This window comes from Kitasatospora sp. NPDC092948 (genome assembly GCF_044754805.1).
Taxonomy (GTDB): Bacteria; Actinomycetota; Actinomycetes; order Streptomycetales; family Streptomycetaceae; genus Kitasatospora.
The window spans coordinates 72,938-95,979 of record NZ_JBIVPU010000001.1 but is presented as its reverse complement, the minus strand read 5'-3'; the positions used below and the strand labels follow the sequence as shown (position 1 = coordinate 95,979).

Below are 23,042 nucleotides of genomic sequence, written 5' to 3'. Positions count from 1 at the left end.
GCCGCAGCGACCCGGTGGTGGGAGGCGATCTCCTCACCGGGGGTGCGGAAAAGCACAGCGCCGCACGCCTGTTCCGGGTTCCGGGTTCGGGATTCGGACGGGCGTGTTGCGCAGCGTCAGTGGCGGTGTCAGGGCTGGGTGCTGCCGCTGCTGCCCTCCAGGACGAGCAGCAGGCGGCCGAGGTCCCTGGACAGGCCTTCGCGTTCGGCGGGGGTCAGGCCGGAGAGCAGGGTCCGGTCGTAGGCGAGGAGGTCGGGGTAGACCCGGTCGACCAGGTCGGTTCCCGTGGCGGTGAGGGAGAGGTGGGAGACGCGGCGGTCGCGGTCGTCGGCGCGGCGGGCGATCAGGCCGCGTTCCTCAAGTTGCCGCAGCCGCTTGGTGACCGCGGCACCGGAGGCGAAGGTCTCCCGGGCGAGCTGGGAGGGCGTCAGCTCACGGTCGGTACGGCGCAGGGCCCCGAGGATGTCGAACTCGGATCGGGTGAGGCCTTCGTGGGGCAGTGGGCCGGTTCGGCCCTGCTGCAGGAGGGCGGCGATGCGGTTGATCCGGCCGAGCACGGCGATCGGTTCGGGGTCCAGGTCGGGGTAGGCCTGGTGCCACTGGCGCAGCACGCCCGCGACGGCGTCCTCCACTGACGGTGCTCCATCTCTGCCGCTGCGGGCGGTCGCCGCCCGAACGCGGTGCTCGGTGCCGGGGCGGCCTGCCACGCGGGTGCGGCGGGTCCGGTGGCCGGGCTTCGATCCTAGGGGCAGACCACGGACGGCTCGTAGCCCGTGCGGCGGTCGAGCATGGCGGCCAGTTGCCCGTGGCCTTCGCGCTCGGCCTGGGCAATCCGGAGCTGAGGCAGGGCACTCTGCCACCACTCGCCGGCGGCGATGTCGGTGGCCTCGCGCAGTTCCACGAGTGCGTGGGAGAGCCGGCGACGGGCCGCGACGGCGGTGGGCGCGTCGACAACGGCGTCGCGGGGCGCGACAGCGGTCGGCGCGTCGGCCACGGCAGTCGGTGCGTCGGCGGTCGGTGCCACGACGGTCGGCGCGCCGGTAACGGCGTCGCGGGACGCGACAGCGGTCGGCGCGAGGGCAACGGCAGTCGGTGCGAGGGCAGTCGACGCGAGGGCAGTCGGTGCCACGGCAGTCGGCGCGCCGGCAACGGCGGTCGGTGCGCCCGCAACGGCGGCGCGGGCCGAGTCGGCGGCACGGGCCGAGTCGGCGGTGCGGGCCGAGTCGGCGGTGCGGGCCGATTCGGTGGCCGCCAGGAGTGCGGTGAGGGCGCGGTCGAGGCGGGCGCCGGTGCGGCGGTTGGTGACCACCAGGCAGGCGGCGAGGCCGAAGACGGCACCGAGGCAGGTGTCCAGCCAGCGGTCGGTCACCATGGTCCGGGCGTCCTGGTAGTGGGCGAACTCGGTCATCAGCAGGGCCATCGGCGTCACGAAGCCGCTTGCCAGCCAGTAGTTGCGGGCGATCGTCGCTTCGGTCGCGAAGTTGCAGGCCAGCGCGATCAGCACCAGGGCAAGCTGTCCCGTTCTGGAGACGGGCAGCAGGGCGGTGAACACCAGCAGTCCGAGCAGGTTGCCGAGCACGCGCTGGAGTGCGCGTTGCCAGGACAGGCCGGCGCTCGCCTGGTAGATCGAGGCGGCGGTGACCACCGCCCAGCCGGGCCGTCCGACGCCGAGCGCCATCGACGCCCACCCGGCGGCCGCGCAGCCGAGCGCGACCCGCAGGGCGATCGGCGGCAGCGGCGAGCCGGGGCGCAGCGCGTGCCACCGCGACGGCGGGCGTGCGGCCGTCGCGGTCGCTTCGGCGGCGGCGCGCAGTTCGGCGGCTTCGGCGGCGGTGAGTTCGACGGCGGGCAGCGGCCGGTTGCGCCGCAGGTCGCGGGCCCAGCGCCGGTACCGCCTGGCGGTGTCGGCGTCGGTGTCGTGGTGTGCCGGTGTCGGGGCCAGGGCGGACTCGCTGCGGACGAGCAGACGTTCCAGGCCGGCCACGGCCTGGCGGCGTGGCGCGGAGGCGGCGAGCGCCGAGTCCGGCGCGAGGGCGTGGCGTGCGGCGTTGACGGCGGCGGCGAGCGCCGTACGGTCGGCGGGGCGCCGGTCGGGTTGGCCGGACAGGAGGCGGGCGGCGGCTTCGAGGGCGCGTGCCGTCAGGATCCTCTCGGGTCCGAAGGGCCGGACCAGGGCCGGGGCCATGCAGACCAGCCAGGCCACGGCGGCGCCGAGGGCGGTGAGCGCCAGGTGTGCGGGCACCTCGGCGAGGCGCTGCGGGACGAAGGCGCAGGTGGTGCTGGTGAAGGTCACGATGAGGGCGCCGGGCGGGCCGACCCGGCCCGCCTCGCAGGCGAGCTTGTGGAGTGCGGCGAGGACGGCGCAGACCGCGACCAGGACGGCGACGGACTGCGTGAGCGAGGCGGCCGTGAGCGCGACAGCCGTGCTGAGCACGGTGCCGGCGGCCACAGCCGCGACGGTGCGGGCGCGAGCGGGGTACGGCATCCCGTGGCCGTAGAGCGCGCACAGGCAGCCCGCCATCGTGTAGAGCGCGAGGTCGAGCCGGCCGAGCGCGAGCAGGGTGAGGTTCACGGCCCCCGCGGCGACGACGGCGCTGAGGGCGGGCTTGTGCCAGATGTCCGCCGGGGCGCCCAGTCTCAGGACCTGTCGCAGCGGCGGCAGCGGGATGCGGCGGACGTGCGGGGCGGGCCGGGACTGTTCGAGCATTCAAAAAGCTTAACAGGTGATTTACTCATAAAACATTTCCGCCGGCTCGTCCCGCTCCCCCGGGGGCCACCCGGCATCCGGTGCTCGTGCCGCACACGTCGCGCTGGCGGCTCCTGCTACCGGAAGATCCCCACCAGGGCGTCCCCGCCCTCGGCGCACTCGAAGGTGCCCGTGCAGCACGGCTCCCACCCGTCGGGCGCTCCGAACAGGACCAGTTGGGACCAGTGGTCGCCGGCCGCCGACGGCGGCCGGTGGAGCCGCAGCCCCAGCGGCTCCACCGTCACGTCCGGGAGCGACCGGGCGGGCGGGCGAGCGGGCCCCGGCAGCACGGACACCACGTCCTGGGCCGGGTGCCCGAACAGGTCGACGCCGTCCCACACCACAGGAGTCGCGGACACGCCCTCGGAGCGATCGAGGCCCAGGCCGATGCGGGCGAGGCGGTCCGGGCGGCCGGGTCCGCCGCCCGCGACGGTCAGGACGACGTCGCCGAAGGTGGCGACGGTGGTCCACGCGGGGTCGAAGAGCACACCGGAGAGCCACGCATCGTGGGCGTGGCGGAGTTCGGGGTAGTCGGCGCGCGTCAGTGACATGCACTGCCGTCCCTGGTGGACCCCGGTTGCTGCCGCCAGCAGCGCGCGGACCTCGTCGGGAGCCATCCCGAACCTGAGCGTCCCGGCCCCGGCGGGCAGGGCTACACCGATTCCCGGCAGAAACTCCAGCACGGCCCCATTGTTCACCGCCCGTGCCGAGGGCCGGGGCCGGGGGCTTTCATCCGTCCGCAGTCGGTGAGTCGAGGCCGCGCGCCGACGGCGCCGTCGGCGGGGCGCCTCCCCGCGCACCCGAACCGGCCGCGGGGTCGTCCAAGTCCGGTGCCGCAGAGGGCCTTCGGGCTCATCACGCCGCCCCCTTGCGTACCGGTCGACCTGGGCACCGACCATCGGCGGGGCGCACCGCGGCGGAGGTCGCCGCAGCCCCCGGACTGCGGTTCCGCATGCTCGGCCCGCCAGGATTCGCGCCTGCGGGGCGGTCCGGAGCGGGGGCCTCCCCGGGAGCGCGACACCCCGCCCGCGGCCCTACGCCGTCCGGCGTTCCACGCCGTCGAGCAGCAGCTGGAGCCCCAGTTCGAACCCGCGGTCGTCGAGGCCGGTCGCGCCGCCGCCACGGGCGAAGGAGCCGTCCAGGGCGTCCGCGAGCGCCGGGTACTCCGGCCGGTACGCGGCCGGAGCCCGGGTGAAGCTGGCCGCGAAGGTCTCCATCGCGGAGCCGAGCACCAGGTAGTCCAGTGCCGCGGCGACCTCCGCCGCGTCCGCGGGAGCGAGGCCGGCCCGGCAGAGGAGGGCGAGCAGGGCGTCGTAGCCGCGCAGCGCGCTGGCCGCTTCGACGCGGCGGCGGGCGAGCAGAGTGACGGCGTTCGGGTGCCGCAGGAAGACCGCGCGGTAGCCGCGAGCGTACGCCGCGAGGCCGGCCCGCCAGTCGGGATCGCCCAGCGGCGTGTGGTCGATCTCGTCGTTGACCAGCGCGGACACCGTGTCGACCAGTGCCTCCTTGCTCTGGATGTGGTTGTAGAGCGACGCCGCCTTGACTCCGAGCCGCTCCGCCAGCGCGCGCATGGTGAGGCCGTCGGCGCCTTCCTCGTCCACCACCTGGAGCGCGGCGAGCGCGATCCGTTCGCCGGTCAGCAGTGCCTTGCTCGGTCGGCCCACCGAAAGTCCCCTCTTCCGCTCCCCGCTTCCGGGAGCTATGGTGCCAGACCAGCAGCATTTGCTAACAAAGTTAGTTTTATCTGGAAGGCTCAGCCCGTGGCCGAGAACACCCCGACCGACGCCGACCGGGAGCACCCGCACACCGACGAACTCGCTCCCGCCGTCCGGTAGTCGGCGCCGTCCCGCGCGGCCGGGACGGGTGACGCCGCGGCCCCGTCCCGGACGGGGGCGCGTTCCACCGGCGGCCGAGCGCCGCACGTTCGAGGCCCGACGTCTCGGGCCGTTCGACCGAAACCACCCTGGAGACACCCGTATGACACCCGCATTCGACGTCGTCGAGACCGGCATCGCCGCGCTGCGCGCGGCGTTGGAGAACGGCGAGACCACCGCGGTCGGCCTGCTCGACGCCTACCTCGCCCGGATCGACGCCTACGACCGGCCCGGCACCGCCACGGCGCTCAACTCGCTCGTCGTGATGAACCCGGACGCCCGCGCCGACGCCGAAGCCTCCGACGCCCGCCGCGCGCGCGGCGAGAGCCTCGGCCCGCTCGACGGCATCCCCTACACCGCCAAGGACAGCTACCTCGCGAAGGGCCTCACCGCCGCCGCCGGCTCGCCGGCCTTCGAGCACCTCGTCGCCCGGCGCGACGCCTTCGCCATCGAGCGCCTGCGCGCCGGCGGGGCCGTCCTGATCGGCCTGACCAACATGCCGCCGATGGCCAACGGCGGCATGCAGCGCGGCGTGTACGGCCGCGCCGAGAGCCCGTACAGCGCCGACTGGCTCACCAGTGCCTACGGCTCCGGCTCCTCCAACGGCTCCGGCACCGCCACGGCGGCGTCGTTCGGCGCGTTCGGCCTCGGCGAGGAGACCTGGTCCTCCGGGCGGGCCCCCGCCTCCAACAACGCCCTGTGCGCGTACACCCCCAGCCGGGGCGTCATCTCGGTGCGCGGCAACTGGCCGCTCGTCCCGACCATGGACGTCGTGGTCCCGCACACCCGCACCATGGCCGACCTCCTCGAACTGCTCGACGTCGTCGTCGCCGACGACCCGGACACCCGCGGCGACCTGTGGCGCACCCAGCCCTGGGTGCAGTTGCCCGCACCGTCCCAGGTCCGTCCGGCCTCCTACCCGGACCTGGCCCCCGCGGACGCGGCAGCGGCACGCGCGACGCTCGCCGGCAGGCGCGTCGGCGTGCCCCGGATGTACATCAACGCCGACCCCGACGCCGGGACCGACCCCGACGGCGGCATCGGCGGCCAGACCGGGCAGCGGATCGACACCCGCGCCTCGGTCCTCGCCCTCTGGCAGGCCGCCCGCCATGATCTGGAGGCCGCCGGCGCCGAGGTCGTCGAGGTCGACTTCCCCGTGGTGACCAACTACGAGGCCGACCGCCCCGGAGCGCCCTCCGTCCTCACCCGCGGCCTCGTCGGCCGCGAGTTCCTCGCCCACGAGATCCTCGACCTGTCGGCCTGGGCCTGGGACGACTTCCTGCGGGCCAACGCGGACCCGGCGCTCCCCTCCCTCGCCGAGGTCGACGGCGCCAGCATCTGGCCCAAGCACCCGGGCGAACTGCCGGACCGCTACGCCGGTTTCGACGACGTGATCGCCGACTACCCGCGGCTGGTGCGCGACCGCCCGTACGCGTCGGTCACCGAGATCCCGCACCTCGAACAGGGGCTGCGCGGCCTGGAGGAGACCCGCCGGATCGACCTGGAGCAGTGGATGGACGAACTCGGCCTGCACGCCGTGGTCTTCCCCGCGGTCGCCGACGTCGGCCCGGCGGACATGGACGTGAACGAGGCCTCCGCCGACCTGGGCTGGCGCAACGGCGTGTGGGTCGCCAACGGCAACCTCGTGCCGCGCCACCTCGGGATACCCACGGTGACCGTCCCGATGGGCGCCATGTCCGACACCGGCATGCCGGTCGGGCTCACCTTCGCCGGCCGCGCCTACGACGACACCGCCCTGCTCCGGCTCGCCGCCGCCTTCGAGACGACCGGGCGCCGCCGCACCGAACCGCCCCGCACCCCGCGCCTCCCGGCCGCGCGGGAGCGGTGACCCCCTCGGTCACCTCCGGTTCGGCGGACCTGCGCGAACCGGCTCCTGCCTCCGGTCGCAGAGCGCGACGGGAGGCAGGAGCCGGTCGCCCTCGCGGGCAGCCCGGATCGTTCAGTAGAGGCCCTCGGGGGACGAGTTGGTGGTCTGGAGGGGCCGGACGTTGGCGACGCCGTCGGTGGGCCAGTGGGCGGTCGGGTGACGGAGGGCCTGGTCGCGTTCCAGGATGTTGGGGAGGAAGAGGTCCTCGTGCAGGACGGTGAGCCGTACCTGTCCGACCGTGCCGGGGGCGACCGGGGTCGAGCGGTCGCCCTTGTCGACCACCGCCATGGTGACCTGCGGATAGTTCGGGACGTAGCTGATCAGGTCGCCGTCCCGCTCGATGTCCAGCAGGGCCGCGTTGCCGAAGGTGTTGCCGTAGGTCAGTCCGCAGATCCCGCCCTGCAGGGCGGTGGTGAAGGTCCGGTACATGTCGCCGCTGATCTGGGTGCCGCTCAGGCGTACGCCGTCGAGGGCGGCGACCAGTTCGGGCCGTTGTCGGCGCAGGGCCTGGAACAGGGCCGGGGTGGTGTTGACGTAGTGGACCCGGCCCTGCTTGAGGACGTCGGTGATCTGCTCCAGCAGGTGGGTGGTGTAGTCGTCGACCTCGGCCATGCGGCCCGCCCGGATGAGGCGCTTCACCCACCGGGGGTCCATGTCCACGGCGTACACCTGGCCGGCGTGGAACGCGGAGACCTCGTGGACGCCGTTCCCGATCAGGTGCGGTCCGGTGGGGGTGGCCTGCAGCCAGGTGCGGCCGGGCACGAAGCCTTCCCTGACGAAGGACCAGCGGCGCCAGAGCGCCCGGTGCCGCAGCATGTCGGGGGTGTAGAACGCCCGGCAGGGGGTGCCGGTGGTGCCGCCGCTGTCCCAGACCCGTCCGGCGAGCGGCCTGGGCACCGACAGCGGCACCAGGTCCGCAGGGTCCTCCACGCGCAGCCGGTCGAGCGGGAACGGGCCGAAGGCGCCGAGCTGGTCGTAGCGGGTGATGTCGCGGGGGTCGAAGTCCAGCAGGGGGGCCTGCCGGAGCCAGTAGGGGCTTCCGGACACCGGGTCGAAGTGCCGTCGGACCACGCTGCGGGTCCACTCGTCGAGGTCGGTGTCGAGCCAGCGCGCGATCTGGGCGTCCGGGTCGGCGCGGGTGGCGGCGGTCACGACAGGACCGGGGTGCCGGAGAGGTCGATGCCGAGGTCGTAGGCGGTGGTCAGGGCCTGCTCGATGTGCTCGGGCCGCTCGATGTGCACCACCGGGAAGGGGAACGCGAGGATGCCCTCGGGGATCGACGGGCCCATCACCAGCCCGAGTTGGACGCCCTGCTCCTGCATCCCGGTGTAGACGTCGACCAGGCTGATCGGGTCCGTGGAGTTGCGCTGGAAGAGGTCCCTGACGTCGGCCGCGGTGCGCAGGACCTTGCGCTCCAGGCAGGACAGCAGGGGGATCCCGGGGGCGGCGAAGGGGATCGCGTCGATCCGCGGGGCCATGAAGTCCCGGTAGGGCCGGCGCAGCGGGGTGTGGACGGCGATGGTGCGCCCGGGGAGCGGTACGACCGTTCCCGGCGGGACTTCGGCGGCGAGCGCGCCGAGTGCTTCGGCGTGGCCGGCGAGCATGATGATGCGCCGGGTGCCGTCGGCCGTGGGGCCGAAGTCTCCCGCCAGGTGGATGCCGGGCAGGTTCTCGCCGGGGTAGGAGGGGGCGCCGCCGTCAAGGGCGGAGAAGGCGATGGCTATGCCCTGCTGCGGGTCGTCGGCGGACGGTTCCGGGGTGTCGCGGGAGGCGGCGAGCATCTCGAACAGTTCCCGTCGCCCGAGCGATCCGGCGAGGCAACTGGCGGTCATCGCGCCGAGGCTGAGGCCGCCGATGGCCGCGGGGCGCAGGTTGAACGAGGCGAGGACGTCGTGCACGCCGATCGCGAGGGCGGCTTCGCGGACCGTGCCGACGCTCTGGCGCTCCTCCTGGGCGGTCGGGAGGTCCTCCTCCAGGATCTGTCCGACCGTCAGCCCGGTCCACGCGGAGACCTGTTCGTACCAGCTCTGCACGACCTCGTAGGTCCGGTAGAGCTCCAGGCCGTGCGGCTCGGTCCCGACGCCGCCGCCGAACAGGTACCCCAAACTCATGACTACTCCTGTGAATCAGTGTGATCAGTGTGAAAGGAGGGGACAGTGGTGCGGCCCGGGCGTGGTGCAGCAGAAGTGGGCCCGACAGCACAATGCCGCAGAATCGGGCGTTCGACCAGACGTTCGGGAACTCGTCGCGCGGCACGCTATCTATACGATATCCGGGTCTGGGAAAATGGGGTCCAGCATACCGACGGAACGCATTCCCGTCCCGGGAATGGAATTTTTCCGCCCCGCCCTCTTCTAGGACTCAAGGAATTCCGGGAGAACACGAGGTGGCCACGTCCCGACGCTCAGCACACCGAGGGAATGCGCCCGGGAGACCAGAGCGGGCCGGTTCGCGGCCTGGAAACGGCGCATCATCAGCCCGATGCGGTACTCGATGCCCTGCGGGCTCAGATAGAGCGATGCCGCCAGCCGGGCGGTCGAGATGCCGACCGCGACGCCCTCCAGTATCCGGACGTCCACGGCGGTCAGCCGCCGGACGCCCGCGTCGCCGGCCGGGCCCCCGCCCGCCGGACGCGTGGCGGACCCGGACCGCAGCGGCCGCCGCACGGGCTTGATCTCCTCAGTGGTCGCCGACAGTGCCACTTCTCCGTCCCCCCTCCTTGTCGTCCGTGCTGTCAGGTCCGCAGCGTGCCGGCGAGATGGTCGCGGAGCATCGCGGTCACCTCGTCCGCCCGGCTGCTGAGGTAGAAGTGCCCGCCGGGGAAGACCTTGAGGTCGAAGGCGCCCGTCGTGCGGTCGCGCCAGTTCCCGGCCTCGGGGACCGGCGTCCACGGGTCCTGGTCCCCCACCACCGCGGTGACCGGGCAGCTGACCGCGGCGTCGCGGTCGGCCCGGTAGGCCCCCAGCGCCCGGTAGTCGCCGCGCAGCGCGGGCAGCACCATCTGCAGCAGTTCCTCGTCCTCCAGGAACCGGGCGTCGGTGCCGCCCATCGCCTTGGCCTCGGCCACGAGGCCCGCGTCGTCGACCGGGACGGAGTGCTCGGGCCGGTCCGTGGACGGCCCCTTGCGGCCGGAGACGAAGAGGTGGTCGATCCGGCCGCCCGCGCGCTCGATCCGCCGGGCCACCTCGAAAGCGACGAGCGCGCCCATGCTGTGCCCGAAGAGAGTCAGGGGAAGGTCGTCCCAGCGGCGCAGCGCTTCGGCCACGTCGTCGGCCGTGCGGTGCAGGTCCTGGACCCCGGCTTCCTTCCGGCGGTCCTGCCTGCCGGGGTACTGCACGGCCAGGAGGTCGACCGGGCCGCACAGTGCGGCGGACACCGGGAAGTAGAAACTCGCCGAGCCTCCGGCGTGCGGAAAGCAGACCAGCCGGCGCGTGGCCGTCGGCGAGGGATGGAAGCGACGGCACCACAGGTCGCTGCCTAAAGAGAGGGAGGTCATGTCGGCCTTTCATTCCCTTCGAAATCCGCGCGGCGCCGACGGGCGGGGTGCGGTGATCACCTGGGACATCGTCCGCACCGGCAAGCCGTCTGATGCGCGCTAATACGGGAGCCCCGGTCGACGGCGATCGGCGAGCGAGTCACGAACACCGCATATGACAGCCTGCCATACCGCCCGGAATGTCAGCAAGTACGGATCGGATCGCATCCGGCCGCTCATGTCCGGGTTCAATTCCGGCCAATCTCTCCGGTGAATGGTGAGAACGTTGCGGGATTTACCCGGCCCCTACAGACCCGGCCCCGCGGCCCCGGCCCGGCAGCGGCGGTCCGGCCGGACGGCGGGCCGTGGCGAGCGGCGGGCCGGGGCGGGCCCGGCCCTGACCGCCGTGATGATGCCGCACAGCGTAAACCCGGCGTGAGCGCAAGACCCGCACTCTAGGAATACATCTAGACACAACAGGACCGCGTTGACCCGTACACGGTCACCCAAGAGGCTGGATGCCGTCTTGCCCACCGGTCGTGCGATGAAGAGGTCTCCCGTTGAACTTCCTGCTGCTGGGCCCGCTTTCCGTCCGGTTGAACGCACGTGAGGTGCACGTGTCGGCGCCGAGGCAGCGCGTGGTCATGGCGGCGCTCCTCCTCAACGCCAACCGGGTCATCTCGGTCGACCGGATCGCCGAGTACGTCTGGGACGGCGCCCCGCCGCCGAGTGCCGCCGCGACCGTCCGCACCTATGTGATGCGCCTGCGGCGGTCGTTGGGCAAGGCCTCCGCCCGGATCCTCACCCGGGCGCCCGGCTACCTCCTCGAACTCGACGAGCACGAGAGCGATCTCGGACAGTTCACGGCCCACCGCCGGCGCGCGGCGGAGCTGGCCGAGCACGGAGACCTGGAGGGCTCCTCCGCCAAGCTGGCCGAGGCGCTCGCCCTGTGGCGCGAGGAGCCGCTGGCGGACATCCCGTCGCAGACGCTGCGCGACGTCGAGGGCCGCTACCTCCAGGAGCTTCGCCTGCAGACCATGGAGCTGCGGTTCGACACCGAGCTGGCGCTGCTGCGGCACGCCGAGGTCGTGCCGGAGCTGGTGCGGCTGGTGCGCAAGCACCCCCTGCGGGAGGCCCTGGTCGGCAAGCTGATGCTGGCGCTGTTCCGCTCGGGACGGCAGTCGGAGGCCCTGGACCTCTACCGGCGCACCCGGGTGCTGCTCGTCGAGCAGCTCGGCGCCGAACCGGGCGCCGAGCTGCACGACGTCCACCGGCGCATCCTCTCGGCCCACGACCGACCCCGGACACCCGACCCGGTGGAGCAGCCCGCGACCGCCCCGGCGGCGGCCGTCGCGCCGGGGCCGACCGCCGCCTGGGAGCGGGCCGGCCGGCCGAGTCCGGCGCAGCTTCCCTCGGTGCCGCTGCCGCTGTCGGCCCGCTCCGCCGCACTGGCGCGGCTGCAGCACCTGCTCACGACCGGCACGATGCCCGCGGGCACGGTGGCGACGACCGTGGTGACCGGCCGGGGCGGTGTCGGCAAGAGCGCACTGGCCCTGCACGCGGCGCACGCCGTACGCGGTTCCTCGGTGCACGGGCAGCTCTATGCGGATCTCGGCGGAGCCGCGCGGCCGCTGACGGCCCGGGAGGTGCTGCCGCGGTTCCTGGCGGACCTCGGGGTGCCCCGGGACGAGATACCCGGGGAGGAGTCGGAACGGGAGAGCCTCTACCGCTCGCTCACCGCGGACCGCCGCCTGCTGGTGGTGCTCGACAACGCCTCCAGCACCGCACAGGTGCGGCCGCTGATACCGGGCAGCGGGGGCAGCAGACTGCTGGTGACCAGCCGACGGCGGCTGGCCGACCTGGAGGGGGCGCGCACCGTTCTGCTCGGCCCGCTGGACGAGGCCGGGTCGCTGGAACTGCTGGGCGGCATCGTCGGCCCGGCCAGGCTCGGCGCCGAACCGCGGGCGGCCCGTTCGGTGCTGACGGCCTGCGCGGGCCTGCCGCTGGCGATCCGGATCGCGGGGACCCGGCTGCTGGAACGCCCGCACTGGAGCATCGGGCGCTTCGCCCAGCGGCTCACGGAGGCCCCGCGGCTGCTCGACGAACTGTGCGCGGGCGACCTCGGCGTCCGGCCCTGCCTCGACGCCGACCACGCCGGGCTCCGGCGGACGGCTCCGGCCGGGGTCGACCCGGCCGAGGTGTTCACCGCGCTGGGGGCCGCCGGAGCGTGGTCGGTCTCCAGCAGCAGGGTCGCGGTGATGCTCGGCTGCTCCGAGGACCAGGCCGAGGAGGCCCTGGACGCGCTGGTCGAGGCGAACCTGCTGGGCGCGCCAGCGGAAGGCCGCTACCGGCTGGACGCACTGCTGCGGGCCTACGCCCACGAGCGGGCGCAGGCGGTCGCCGTGCCGCAGCACGATCACGCGTACATGCGCGCCGGGTGACCGTCCCGGCAACCCGGGCACCCTTCGACCCGATCCTGTCCGACCCGATCCTGTTCGACCCGATCCCCTCCGAGAGGACCCCTCGCCATGGCCGACCAGACAGCAGCCACCCGCGACCTGCTCGCCTACGTCCGGGAGGTCTCCCTCCGCGACGACGATCTGCTCAGGGAACTGCGGGAGACCACCGCGGACCTGCCCGGCGGGACCGCCATGCAGGTGATGGCGGAGGAGGGCCAACTGCTGGCCCTGCTGGTCGGGTTGACGGGGGCTCGGGCGGTGCTGGAGATCGGCACCTTCACCGGCTACAGCACCCTGTGCATGGCCCGCGCCCTCCCGGCCGACGGGGTGCTGGTGTCCTGCGACATCGAGGAGCGGTGGCCGGCCATCGGCGCCGACTTCTGGAAGCGCGACGGGGTCGACTCGCGGATCGACCTGCGGATCGGCGATGCCGCCGCGACCCTGGACGGGCTGCTGGCGGAGCGCGGACCGGAGAGCTTCGACCTGGTGTTCATCGACGCCGACAAGACCAACTACGTCCGCTACTACGAGAGTTCGCTGGCGCTGCTGCGCCCCGGCGGGCTGATCGTGGTCGACAACACGCTCTTCTTCGGCCGGGTCGCCGATCCGGCCGCCGTGGACCCGGATACCGCCGGGGTCCGGGCGCTGAACCGGCTGCTGCACGAGGACCCCCGGGTGGAGTTGTCGCTGCTGGTGATGGCCGACGGGATCACGCTCGTCCGCAAGCGCTGAGAGCGGGCGGGCCGGGGCCCGGCGCTCCCGGGGCCCGGGCGCGCCGGGCCCCGCAGCGGTCACGGCGTTCCCGGGCCCCCTTCCGGCACGTTCAGGTCGGGTGCGTCGACGTGCATGACGGTGGACACCACGCGCGGGCCGGGAACCAGGTGCAGGCGCTGGAGTCCGGTGTCCTCCGGGGCCGGTTCGAGGACGGCGGCGCACGGGCACGGGGCTTCGTCCAGGCCCTCGAAGCCCGCGAACCGGTAGGCGATCTCCATCATCCGGTTGCGTTCGGTCGCCCGGAAGTCCGCGACCAGGTGGACCCCGGACCGGGCGGCGGCGTCGGCCAGCCAGTTCAGCAGGGTCGCGCCCGCGCCGTAGGCGACGACCCGGCAGGAGGTGGCGAGCAGCTTGAGGTGCCACAGGCCCGGGTGCCGCTCCAGCAGCAGGACGCCGACCGCGCCGTGCGGGCCGAACCGGTCGGTGAGGGTGACCACCAGGACCTCGTGCCGGGGGTCGGTGATCAGGCCGCGCAGCACCGCGTCCGGGTAGTGGACCCCGGTCGCGTTCATCTGGCTGGTGCGCAGGGTGAGTTCCTCGACCCGGGACAGCTCCTCGCCGGTGGCCCGGCCGATCCGCATCCGCAGGTCCAGGGAGCGCAGGAAGTCCTCGTCGGGGCCGGGGGCGGCCGCCCGCTCGGCCTCGCGGAGGAAGCCCGCCTGGTACATCTGGCGGCGCCGCCGGGAGTCGACGGTGCTGGTCGCGGGGGTGAACTCGGCGAGTCCGGGGAGGTCGAGGACCTGCTCGGCCGGGTAGCACCGCACGTCGGGCAGGTGGAAGGCCACTTCGGCGCGTTCGGCGGGCCGGTCGTCGACGAAGGCCATGGCCGTGAGCGCGAAGTTCAGCCGGTCGGCGATCCGGCGCACCGACTCGGACTTGGCGCCCCACCCGATCTCCGGCAGGACGAAGTACTCGGCCACGCCGAGCGCCTCCAGCCGGGCCCAGGCGTGCTCGTGGTCGTTGCGGCTGGCGACGGACTGGAGGATGCCGCGGGAGTCGAGTTCGATCACCACCTTGCGGATCTCGTCCGGCAGGTGCACCTCGCCGTCCTCCAGCAGGGTGCCCTGCCAGAGGGTGCCGTCCAGATCCCAGACCAGGCACTTGACGGTCTCAGCCATGTCGTCCTTCCTCGTCGCGTCGGCTGCGGGCGCGCTCACGGCGTCCCCGGGGCGGAGAGGGCGTGCTGTGCCAGCATCAGCCGGCACAGCTCGTTGCTGCCCTCGATGATCTCCATCAGCTTGGTGTCCCGGTACGCCCGGGCCACCGCGTGCCCGTCCCGGGAGCCGGCCGAGGCCAGGACCTGGACGGCCGTCGCCGCGGCCCGGGCGGCCTGGGTCGCGCTGACGTGCTTGGCCAGCACGGTCGCCACCACCTGGTCCGGCGACCCTTCGTCCCAGCAGCGGCTGGCGTGCTCGCAGACCCGGGAGGCCACCTGCTCGGCCGTGTAGAGGTCGGCGAGGTGTCCGGCGACCAGCTGGTGCTCCGCCAGCGGCCGGCCGAACTGCTCCCGGCCGGCGGCGTGCGCGGTGGCCGCCGCCAGGCAGGCCCGCAGGATGCCCACGCACCCCCAGGCGACGGACATCCGCCCGTAGGCCAGCGCGGTCGTCACCAGCAGGGTGGGCGGCAGCGGGTGGCCGCCCAGGATGCTGTCGGCCGGCAGCCGCACCCCGTCGAGGTGGACGTCGGCGTGTCCGGCCGCGCGGCAGCCGAGCGGGTCGGCGATCCGCTCGATCCGGACGCCGGGCGCGTCGGCGGGCACCACCACGGCCACCGCGCCGTCCTCGTGACGGCCGACGATCACCAGCAGGTCGGCGTAGTGGGCGGCGGTCACCCACTTCTTGTGTCCGTCGACGACGACCTCGTCGCCGTCGCGGCGGACGGTCGTCGTCATCGCCGAGAGGTCGCTGCCCGCGCCGGGTTCGCTGAAGCCGACCGCCGCCAGTTCGCCGCCGGTCAGCCGGGGGAGGTGGGCGGCCGCCTGCTCGGCGGTGCCCAGGCGCTGGATGGTCCAGGCCGCCATGCCCTGGGAGGTCATCACGCTGCGCAGCGAACTGCACAGGCTTCCCACGTGGGCGGTGTAGGCGCCGCTGTCCGTGCTGCCGAGCCCCCAGCCGCCGTACTGCGCCGGGACTTCGGCGCACAGCCGGCCCTCGGCGCCCAGTTCGCGGAGCAGGTCCCGCGGGATGAGGCCGGTCCGGTCCCACTCCGCCGCCAGGTCGCCGACCCGCAGGGTGACGTCGGTCATCGCGCTGTTCAGGTCGTCACCCATGCTGGCCCCCGGCGGCGGGCACCCGGAGCCGGCCCACCAGTTCCGCCATCCGCCGGACGGTGCGGAAGTTGTCGAGCCGCAGGTCCGCGCCGCGGACGGTGATGGCGTAGGTCTTCTCCAGGTGCACCACCACCTGCATGGCGAAGAGCGACGACAGGCCGCCGGCGTCGAACAGGTCGGTGTCGGCGTCCCAGGCGGTTCCGGTGCGTCCTTCCAGGAATCCCAGCAGTTCCTTCTCCAGGTCGTGGGTGTCGGGCGTGTTCGCTGCGGTCATGGCTGTCTCCTCGTCGGGGTGGGGTGATCAGGTGTAGTCGTAGAAGCCGCGCCCGGACTTGCGGCCCAGCCGGCCCTCGCGGACCAGTCGGAGCAGCAGTTCGGTGGGGCGGCAGCCGTCGTCGCCGGTGCGTTCGTGGAGCACGGTGAGAGAGTCGACGAGGTTGTCGATGCCGATCAGGTCCGCGGTGCGCAGCGGGCCGGTGGGGTGTCCCAGGCAGCCCTGCATCAGGGCGTCGACGTCCTCGGCGCTCGCCGTGCCCTCCTCCACGACCCGGGCCGCGTCGTTGATCATCGGGTGCAGGATGCGGCTGGTCACGAAGCCGGGTGCGTCCCGGACGACCACCGCCCGCCGCCGCAGTGCCGTGAGCAGGCCCGCCACGGCGGCCATCGCGGCGTCGCCGGTCCTGGCGCCGCGGACCACCTCGGCGGTTCCGATCAGGTAGGGCGGGTTCATGAAGTGGGTGCCGACCAGTTCCTCCGGCCGCTCCAGGGCCCCGGCCAGTTCGTCGACGGGGATGGAGGAGGTGTTGGTGATCAGCAGGGTGCCGGGCCGGACCAGTCCGGAGACCTCGGACAGCACGGCGGTCTTGATCGCGGCGTTCTCGGTGACGGCCTCGACGACGGCGGTGGCTCCGGCGGCGGCCTTGAGCGAGGTGCCGGTGACCAGCGCGCCGCGGGGCGTCCCGTCGGGCAGGGCGCCCATCAGTTCGGCCAGCCGGAGTTCGCCGTCGATCAGGTCCGCGGCCCGGTCGAGCCGGTCCCGGTCGATGTCGACCAGGTGGACCGGCAGGCCGTGTCCGAGGGCGAGGACGGTGATTCCGACGCCCATCACCCCGGCTCCCAGCACGGTGAGGGCGGGTCGCGGGGGCGAATCGTCGTACGGGGCTGTGCTCAACGGGTTCTCCTTCGTTCTCACCGGGCATCGGGGGTGCGGAGGGTGCTGTCGAGCCAGTCGGCGACGGCGTCGCCGGTGGTCGCGACATGCTGTTCCATGATCGAGAAGTGGTCTCCGGGGACGTCGACGACGGTGTCGGCGCCGGCCCAGGTCGAGCGCCAGTCACCGGCTTCGGCGGACGGGCGGCCGAGCGGGGTGGAGGCGCGGACCAGCAGCAGCGGGGCGCGGACCGCCGGGGGCTTCCAGTCGTCGAGCAGCCGGAAGTAGCCGCCCATCGCGGTCAGCCGGGCCCCGTCCATCGGGGCCGCCCGGTCCTCGCGGTCGAACATGCCGCCCAGCAGGACATCGTTGAACTGGGTGATGCCCTGGTTGTCGGAGAGGTAGGTGTCCAGCAGCACCACGGCCGCCGGGCCCTCGCCGCGCTGCTCCAGGGCGGCGGCCACTCCGTGGGCGAGCGTGCCGCCGGACGAGGAGCCGGCCAGCACGAGCGTCCGCCCGGGCAGTTCCCGGAGCAGTGTCTCCGCCTGGAAGTCCAGCAGGGCCGACATGTCGGCGGGCAGTTCCTCCCCGGGGACGAACCCGGGGGCGTCGAGGGCGGCGACGGCGTAACGGTCCCGGAAGCGGGCGGCGAAGCGGGCGTACTGGTGGGCGCCGCCGAGCGCGACGATGGAGCCGAAGCAGACGAGTACGGGGGCGTCGGCGCGCTCGTTCAGGCGCAGCAGCCGCGGGCCGGCGCCGGCGGCCGCGAGGTCGCTGCCGCTGCGGAAGGCCGGGCGCAGGGCGGAGGCGGTCTTGAGCAGCGCGATGCCCTCGTCGATCCGGCCGAGTGCGCAGGCCTGGCGGAACAGCACGCTCACCGGGTCGACGTCGGCGCCGAACACGGCGGCGCCGGTCGCGGGCGCCGCTCCGGGCCGGGGGGTGTCCTCCTCCCGGGCCTCGGCGGCGAGGCGCGCCGCGAGCGCGGCGGGGGTGCCGCTGTCGAAGACGGCGGAGGGCCGCAGCCGCAGTCCGGTGGCGGCGGCCAGCCGGTTGCGGAGTTCGACCGCGGTCAACGAGTCGAATCCGACGGAGAGGAAGGGCACCGTCGCGGACAGCGCCCCGGAGTCGGCGTGGCCGAGGACTTCGGCGGCCTCGGCCAGGACGAGTTCACGCAGGACCAGCTCGCGTTCCGCTGCGTCGGCGGCGGCGTCGAGCCGGCGCCGCAGCGCTGCGGCGGCCGTCGGCGTCCCCTTCGCCCCGGTCGCGGTCGCGCTGCGCCGGACCAGGGAGCGCAGCATCGGGTGCACCGGGCCGTCGCCGCGCACGGTGAGGTCGAGATGGGCCAGCACGACGGGACTCCCATCCCCCGGCACGGCGGTGTCCGCGGCGCACACGGTGTCCAGCAGGGCCATCGCCTCCTGGTCGGAGAGGCCGCGGGCGCCGCGCCGGTCGATCCGCCGCCGTTCGGGGCCGCCGAGTTCCGCCGTCATTCCGCTCACCCGCTCCCAGGGCCCCCAGGCCAGGGACAGGCCGGGGAGGCCGAGGCGTCGGCGTTCCGCGGCGAGGGCGTCGAGCGCGGCGTTGGCGGCCGAGTAGGACGCCTGGCCGGGGCTGCCCAGCACGCCCGCGGCGGAGGAGAAGACGACGAACGCGGCGAGGTCCGCCCCGCGGGTCAGCCGGTCGAGGTGGCGGGCGGCGTCGAGCTTGGGCCGCAGGACGGCGGTCATCCGCTCCCCCGTCAGCCCGTCCAACAGACCGTCGTCGAGCACTCCGGCGGTGTGGACCACCGCGCACAGCGGACGGTGTTCGGGGATGGCCGCCAGGGCGGCGGCCAGGGCCTGACGGTCCGACACATCGCAGCCGACAGCGGTCAGTTCGGCCCCGGCCCCGGCCAGCTCCGCCGTCAGCTCCGCCATGCCGGGGGCGTCGGCCCCGCGGCGGCTCAGCACGAGCAGGTGGCGCACCCCGTGCGCGGCGACCAGATGGCGCGCCAGGACGGCCGCGAGAGCGCCGCCGCCGCTCAGCAGGACCGTCCCCCCGGCCGGCCCGAACGCGCCGGCCGGCCGGGTCTCGGACGCGGGGGCGGTCTCCGCAGTGGCGGTGGTGGTGGCCGCAGTGGCCGACGGCCGTATCAGTCGGGGCGCGTACAGGACGCCGCCGCGCAGGGCTGCCTGCGGTTCGCCCGCCGCCAGGAGGTCGGCGAGCGCGTCGCCGAGACCGTCCGGGTCCGGCCCTTCGACGTCCAGCAGCACGAACCGGTCGGGGTGTTCGAGCTGAGCGGCCCTGAGCATGCCCCAGACGGCCGCCGCGCCGAGGTCCGCCGGCTCCGGCTGCGCGCCGAGCGGGCCGGTCGCGCCCCGGGTGAGCACCACCAGGGGCGTCCGGGCGGCGGTGTCGTCGGCCAGGTGGGCCCGGACGCGGTCCAGGACCTCGGACGCGACCGCGTGCACCGCCGCGAGGTCCGCGTCCCCGGACGCGGTGTCGGCGGACGCGGTGTCGGCCGACGGCGGGCAGGTCAGCAGCAGCGCGTCGGGTGTCGCGGACCGGGGTTCGGTGGGGAAGGCGGCCGGCAGCAGCCGCTCGTCCCGCGGGCCGAGAAGTCCCCAGCGGGTGACCGGGCGCGGGCCGGGCCCGGCGGTGACCGGCGTCCAGCCGACGTGGAAGAGGGAGCCGGAGGGCACCCGCAGGGCGGCGGTGGACGCCGTGCGCAGGGTGAGCGCACCGACCGTCGCCACGGTGCGCCCCGAGGGGTCGGTGATCCGCGCGGCGACGGCGTCCGGGCCGTCGGGGCGCAGCCGGACGCGCAGGACCGACGCGTCGGAGGTCTCGATCGCGACGCGCTGCCAGGAGAACGGCAGGGGGACGCCGTCGGCGGGCTCCGCGGTCGCGGTGCCTTCGCGCAGGCCGGTGGTCTGGAGGGCTGCGTCCAGCAGGGCCGGGTGCACGCCGAAGCCGTCCGCTGCGCTGCCGGGGAGGCCGTCGGGCCGGGCCACTTCGGCGTGGATCGCGTCGGCGGTGCGCCAGGCGGCGCGCAGGCCCCGGAACGCCGGACCGTAGGCGACGCCCCGGGCTTCGAGCAGCCCGTACAGTTCGTCCACGTCGAGCGGGACCGCGTCCGGCGGGGGCCACGTGCCGACCGGGTCGTCCGGATCGGCCGGGTCGGCCAGGTCGGCCAGGTCGGCCGGGTCGTCCAGGTCGGCCGAGAGGTCCCGGGGGCCGACCGTGCCGGTCGCGTGCCGGGTCCAGGGCCGGTCGGCGGCGCCGGGGTCGGCCTCGGGCCGGGAGTGGAACTCCACCGGGCGCCGCCCCGTGCCGTCGTCGGCGCCCACCCGTATCCGCAGTTGCACGGCCTGGTCGTCGGGCAGCGGCAGCGGGGCGGCGAGGGTCAGTTCCTCCACGAGGGCGCAGCCGAGGCGGCGGCCCACGTGCGCGGCCAGCTCCACGAGGGCCGCGCCGGGGAGGATCACGGTTCCGGCCACGGCGTGGTCGGCGAGCCAGGGGTGGGTGGCCAGGGAGAGCCGGCCGGTGAAGAGGGTGCCCGCGTCGTCGGGCAGGTCGACCGCGGCGCCGAGCAGCGGGTGGTCGGCGGCGGACTGGCCGGCGGCCGCCTGGTCGCGGTCGGCCGGCAGGGCGTCGAGCCAGTAGCGGAGTCGCTGGAAGGCGTAGGTGGGCAGGTCCACCCGCTGGGCGCCGGTGCCCGCGAACAGGCGTTCCCAGTCGATGCGCAGGCCCCGGACGTGTGCCTCGGCGAGGGCGAGTTGGAGCCGGCGGAGTCCTCCGGCCCCGCGCCGCAGGGTGTCGAGCACCAGCGTCTCCGGGGCGCCCGCGTCGGCGGCCGTGTCCTCGATCGCGTACATCAGGGCGGGCTGGGGGCTGGACTCGACGAAGACGCGGTGCCCGGCCGCGAGGAGCGCGCGGGTCGCCCGCTCGAACTCGACGGTCTGCCGGATGTTGCGGTACCAGTACTCGGCGTCCAGGGCCTTCGTGTCCAGCAGGCCGCCGGTCACGCTGGAGTAGTACGGCACCGCACCCGAGCGGGGGGTGATGCCGGCCAGGTCGGAGAGCAGGCGCTCGCGGAGCTCCTCCACGTGCGCGGAGTGCGACGCGTAGTCGGTTTCGATGCGGGTCGCCCACACCCCTTCCTCCAGGAGTTCCTCCACCAGCGCCGTGACCGCGTCCGCGTCGCCCGCCACCGCCACCGACGACGGGCCGTTCACCGCCGCCACCGACAGCCGGCCCGCCCACGGGGCGAGGCGCTCCCGTGCCGCCTCCACCGGCAGCGGCACCGAGGCCATGCCCCCGCTGCCCGTCAACGCCGCCACCGCGCGGGAACGCAGCGCGACGACCCGCGCCCCGTCGTCGATGCTCAGACCACCCGCCACCACAGCCGCGGCGATCTCACCCTGCGAATGGCCCACCACCGCGTCCGGAACGACGCCGAACGAACGCCACACCTCCGCCAGCGACACCATCACCGCCCACAACACCGGCTGCACCACATCGACCCGCGCCAACAGCGCCTCCGACCCCAGCGCCTCCCCCAACGACCAATCCACAAAAGGCGCCAGAGCCCGACCGCACTCCGCCATCCGCCCCGCAAAAACCTCCGACCCGACCAACAACTCGGCGGCCATCCCCACCCACTGCGAACCCTGACCCGGGAACACCAACACCGAACGGCCCGGGAGCAGCCCGCCGCCGACCGTCACGCCCGCCGCGCGCACGCCGCGCGACAGGGCGGCGACACCGGCCAGGAGTTCGTCCCGGTCCGCCCCGACCACCACCGCGCGCTCCGCGAACCGCGAACGCCCCGCCGCCAGCGACTGGCCCACGTCCAGCACGCTCAGTCCCGGTTCCGCCACCACCCGCTCGTACAGCGCCGTCGCCTGGGCACGCAGCGCGTCCGGAGTGCGCGCCGACAGGATCCAGGGGACGGCGGCGGGTGCGGTCTCCGGTGTCCCGGGCTCGTTGTCGAGCGTGTCCGCGGAAGCTGCCGGGGCGGCCGGCGCCTGTTCGAGGATGACGTGGGCGTTGGTCCCGCTGGCGCCGAAGGAGGACACCCCGGCCCGGCGCGGACGTCCCGTCTCCGGCCAGGGGGCGGCCTCGGTGAGCAGGGAGACGGCGCCCTCGGTCCAGTCGATGCGGGTCGAGGGGCGGTCGACGTGCAGGGTGCGCGGCATCACGCCGTGCCTCATCGCCAGCACCGACTTGATCACCCCGCCGACGCCTGCCGCGGCCTGGGTGTGGGACAGGTTGGACTTCAGCGAGCCCAGCCGCAACGGCCGCCCGGCGGGCCGGTCCTGCCCGTACGTGGCCATCAGCGCCTGCGCCTCGATCGGGTCGCCGAGGACGGTGCCGGTGCCGTGCGCCTCCACCATGTCCACCTCGGACGGGGCGAGTCCGGCCTTGGCGAGCGCCCCGTTGATGACGCGCTGCTGCGCGGGCCCGTTCGGGGCGGTCAGCCCGTTGCTGGCGCCGTCCTGGTTGACGGCCGAGCCGCGGATGACGGCCAGCACGGGATGCCCCGCGCGCCGGGCGTCCGAGAGCCGTTCCAGCAGGAGCAGGCCCAGGCCCTCGCCGAACCCGGCTCCGTCCGCCGCGGCGGAGAAGGACTTGCTGCGCCCGTCGGGTGCCAGGCCGCGCTGGCGGCTGAATCCGACGTACAGGCCGGGGGTGGACATCACGGTCACCCCGCCGGCCAGGGCGAGGGTGGTGTCGCCGGAGCGCAGGCCCTGGCAGGCGAGGTGGATGGCGACCAGGGAGGACGAGCAGGCGGTGTCCAGGGTGACCGCCGGGCCTTCGAGGCCCAGGGTGTAGGCGATCCGGCCCGAGGCGACGCTGGGGATGGTGCCGGTGCCGAGGAAGCCTTCCACCTCGTCGGGCACCCGGCCGAGCCGGGACCCGTACTCGCTGTAGATCACTCCGGTGTAGACGCCGGTGCGGCTGCCGCGCAGGGTCGTCGGGTCGATGCCCGCGCGTTCCACCGCCTCCCAGGACGCTTCCAGCAGCAGCCGCTGCTGCGGGTCCATGGCCAGCGCCTCGCGCGGCGAGATGCCGAAGAAACCGGGGTCGAAGCCGGTCGCGTCGTGGAGGAAGCCGCCTTCCCGGACGTAGAAGGTGCCGGGGGCGTCGGGGTCGGCGTCGAAGCCGCCCTCGACGTCCCAGCCGCGGTCGGTGGGGAACGGCGAGACCGCGTCGCGTTCCTTGACCAGCAGCTCCCACAGGTCTTCCGGGGTGCGGACGCCGCCGGGGTAGCGGCAGCTCATCGCCACGATGGCGATGGGCTCGGCGGAGTCGTCGCGGAGCCGCCGGTTCTCCTGCCGCAGGCGCTGGTTGTCCACCAGCGAGGCGCGCAGGGCGGCGACCACCTGGTCCGTGTCGGTGGGCATGGGGTTGGGCTTCTCCTT

Annotated in this window: 16 protein-coding genes; 3 read left to right on the top strand and 13 right to left on the bottom strand. The window is 74.3% G+C overall.

The window, feature by feature from the left end:
- Positions 1-128: 128 nt before the first annotated feature.
- The 4 genes from ACIQF6_RS00180 to ACIQF6_RS00165 all read right to left on the bottom strand — a co-directional run bounded on the left by ACIQF6_RS00180 (position 129) and on the right by ACIQF6_RS00165 (position 4,410).
- Positions 129-632 carry a MarR family winged helix-turn-helix transcriptional regulator gene (locus ACIQF6_RS00180; RefSeq protein WP_400888196.1) on the bottom strand — a complete coding sequence of 168 codons (504 nt, stop codon included), beginning with the start codon at positions 630-632 and terminating at the stop codon, positions 129-131.
- A gap of 110 nt (positions 633-742) precedes the next feature.
- Positions 743-2,707, bottom strand: coding sequence for an FUSC family protein (locus tag ACIQF6_RS00175; protein ID WP_400888194.1), 1,965 nt, complete (start codon positions 2,705-2,707; stop codon positions 743-745).
- Between the two features lie 116 nt (positions 2,708-2,823).
- On the bottom strand, positions 2,824-3,429 hold the full coding sequence (locus tag ACIQF6_RS00170; protein WP_400888193.1) for a hypothetical protein: 606 nt from the start codon (positions 3,427-3,429) through the stop codon (positions 2,824-2,826).
- A gap of 351 nt (positions 3,430-3,780) precedes the next feature.
- Positions 3,781-4,410, bottom strand: a complete 630-nt coding sequence (locus ACIQF6_RS00165; RefSeq protein ID WP_400888191.1) for a TetR/AcrR family transcriptional regulator — start codon at positions 4,408-4,410, stop codon at positions 3,781-3,783.
- A gap of 313 nt (positions 4,411-4,723) precedes the next feature.
- On the opposite strand from ACIQF6_RS00165, the gene ACIQF6_RS00160 reads away from it, so the two are divergent.
- Positions 4,724-6,469 carry an amidase gene (locus ACIQF6_RS00160; RefSeq protein WP_400888189.1) on the top strand — a complete coding sequence of 582 codons (1,746 nt, stop codon included), beginning with the start codon at positions 4,724-4,726 and terminating at the stop codon, positions 6,467-6,469.
- A gap of 111 nt (positions 6,470-6,580) precedes the next feature.
- Here the strand turns inward: ACIQF6_RS00160 and ACIQF6_RS00155 are convergent, their stop codons facing one another.
- From ACIQF6_RS00155 to ACIQF6_RS00140, 4 genes are all read right to left on the bottom strand, one after another.
- Positions 6,581-7,660: an arylcarboxylate reductase gene (locus tag ACIQF6_RS00155; protein ID WP_400888187.1), complete on the bottom strand. Its 1,080-nt coding sequence runs from the start codon at positions 7,658-7,660 to the stop codon at positions 6,581-6,583.
- Positions 7,657-8,619 carry an ACP S-malonyltransferase gene (locus ACIQF6_RS00150; RefSeq protein ID WP_400888185.1) on the bottom strand — a complete coding sequence of 321 codons (963 nt, stop codon included), beginning with the start codon at positions 8,617-8,619 and terminating at the stop codon, positions 7,657-7,659. Before ACIQF6_RS00150 ends, ACIQF6_RS00155 begins: the two co-directional genes overlap by 4 nt.
- Positions 8,620-8,862: 243 nt before the next feature.
- Positions 8,863-9,210, bottom strand: coding sequence for a helix-turn-helix transcriptional regulator (locus tag ACIQF6_RS00145; RefSeq protein ID WP_400888184.1), 348 nt, complete (start codon positions 9,208-9,210; stop codon positions 8,863-8,865).
- A gap of 32 nt (positions 9,211-9,242) precedes the next feature.
- The gene (locus tag ACIQF6_RS00140) at positions 9,243-10,004 is read right to left on the bottom strand and encodes a thioesterase II family protein (protein WP_400888182.1); all 762 of its coding nucleotides are present in this window, start codon (positions 10,002-10,004) and stop codon (positions 9,243-9,245) included.
- Positions 10,005-10,594: 590 nt separating this feature from the next.
- Between ACIQF6_RS00140 and ACIQF6_RS00135 the strand changes: the two genes are divergently transcribed.
- Both ACIQF6_RS00135 and ACIQF6_RS00130 read left to right on the top strand, forming a co-directional pair.
- Positions 10,595-12,424 carry a BTAD domain-containing putative transcriptional regulator gene (locus tag ACIQF6_RS00135; RefSeq protein ID WP_400890053.1) on the top strand — a complete coding sequence of 610 codons (1,830 nt, stop codon included), beginning with the start codon at positions 10,595-10,597 and terminating at the stop codon, positions 12,422-12,424.
- 87 nt (positions 12,425-12,511) lie between these two features.
- On the top strand, positions 12,512-13,174 hold the full coding sequence (locus ACIQF6_RS00130; RefSeq protein WP_400888180.1) for an O-methyltransferase: 663 nt from the start codon (positions 12,512-12,514) through the stop codon (positions 13,172-13,174).
- Positions 13,175-13,233: 59 nt separating this feature from the next.
- On the opposite strand, the gene ACIQF6_RS00125 is transcribed toward ACIQF6_RS00130, so the two are convergent.
- From ACIQF6_RS00125 to ACIQF6_RS00105, 5 genes are read right to left on the bottom strand one after another with little or no spacing between them, the layout of a single operon-like run.
- A complete protein-coding gene (locus ACIQF6_RS00125; RefSeq protein ID WP_400888178.1) occupies positions 13,234-14,334 on the bottom strand; it encodes an HAD-IIIC family phosphatase in 1,101 nt (366 codons plus the stop codon).
- Positions 14,335-14,369: 35 nt separating this feature from the next.
- Positions 14,370-15,485: an acyl-CoA dehydrogenase family protein gene (locus ACIQF6_RS00120; RefSeq protein ID WP_400888176.1), complete on the bottom strand. Its 1,116-nt coding sequence runs from the start codon at positions 15,483-15,485 to the stop codon at positions 14,370-14,372.
- Positions 15,478-15,759, bottom strand: coding sequence for an acyl carrier protein (locus ACIQF6_RS00115; RefSeq protein WP_400888174.1), 282 nt, complete (start codon positions 15,757-15,759; stop codon positions 15,478-15,480). Before ACIQF6_RS00115 ends, ACIQF6_RS00120 begins: the two co-directional genes overlap by 8 nt.
- Before the next feature lie 27 nt (positions 15,760-15,786).
- A complete protein-coding gene (locus ACIQF6_RS00110; RefSeq protein ID WP_400888172.1) occupies positions 15,787-16,656 on the bottom strand; it encodes a 3-hydroxyacyl-CoA dehydrogenase family protein in 870 nt (289 codons plus the stop codon).
- 17 nt (positions 16,657-16,673) lie between these two features.
- Positions 16,674-23,024, bottom strand: coding sequence for a type I polyketide synthase (locus ACIQF6_RS00105; protein WP_400888170.1), 6,351 nt, complete (start codon positions 23,022-23,024; stop codon positions 16,674-16,676).
- Positions 23,025-23,042: the final 18 nt, after the last annotated feature.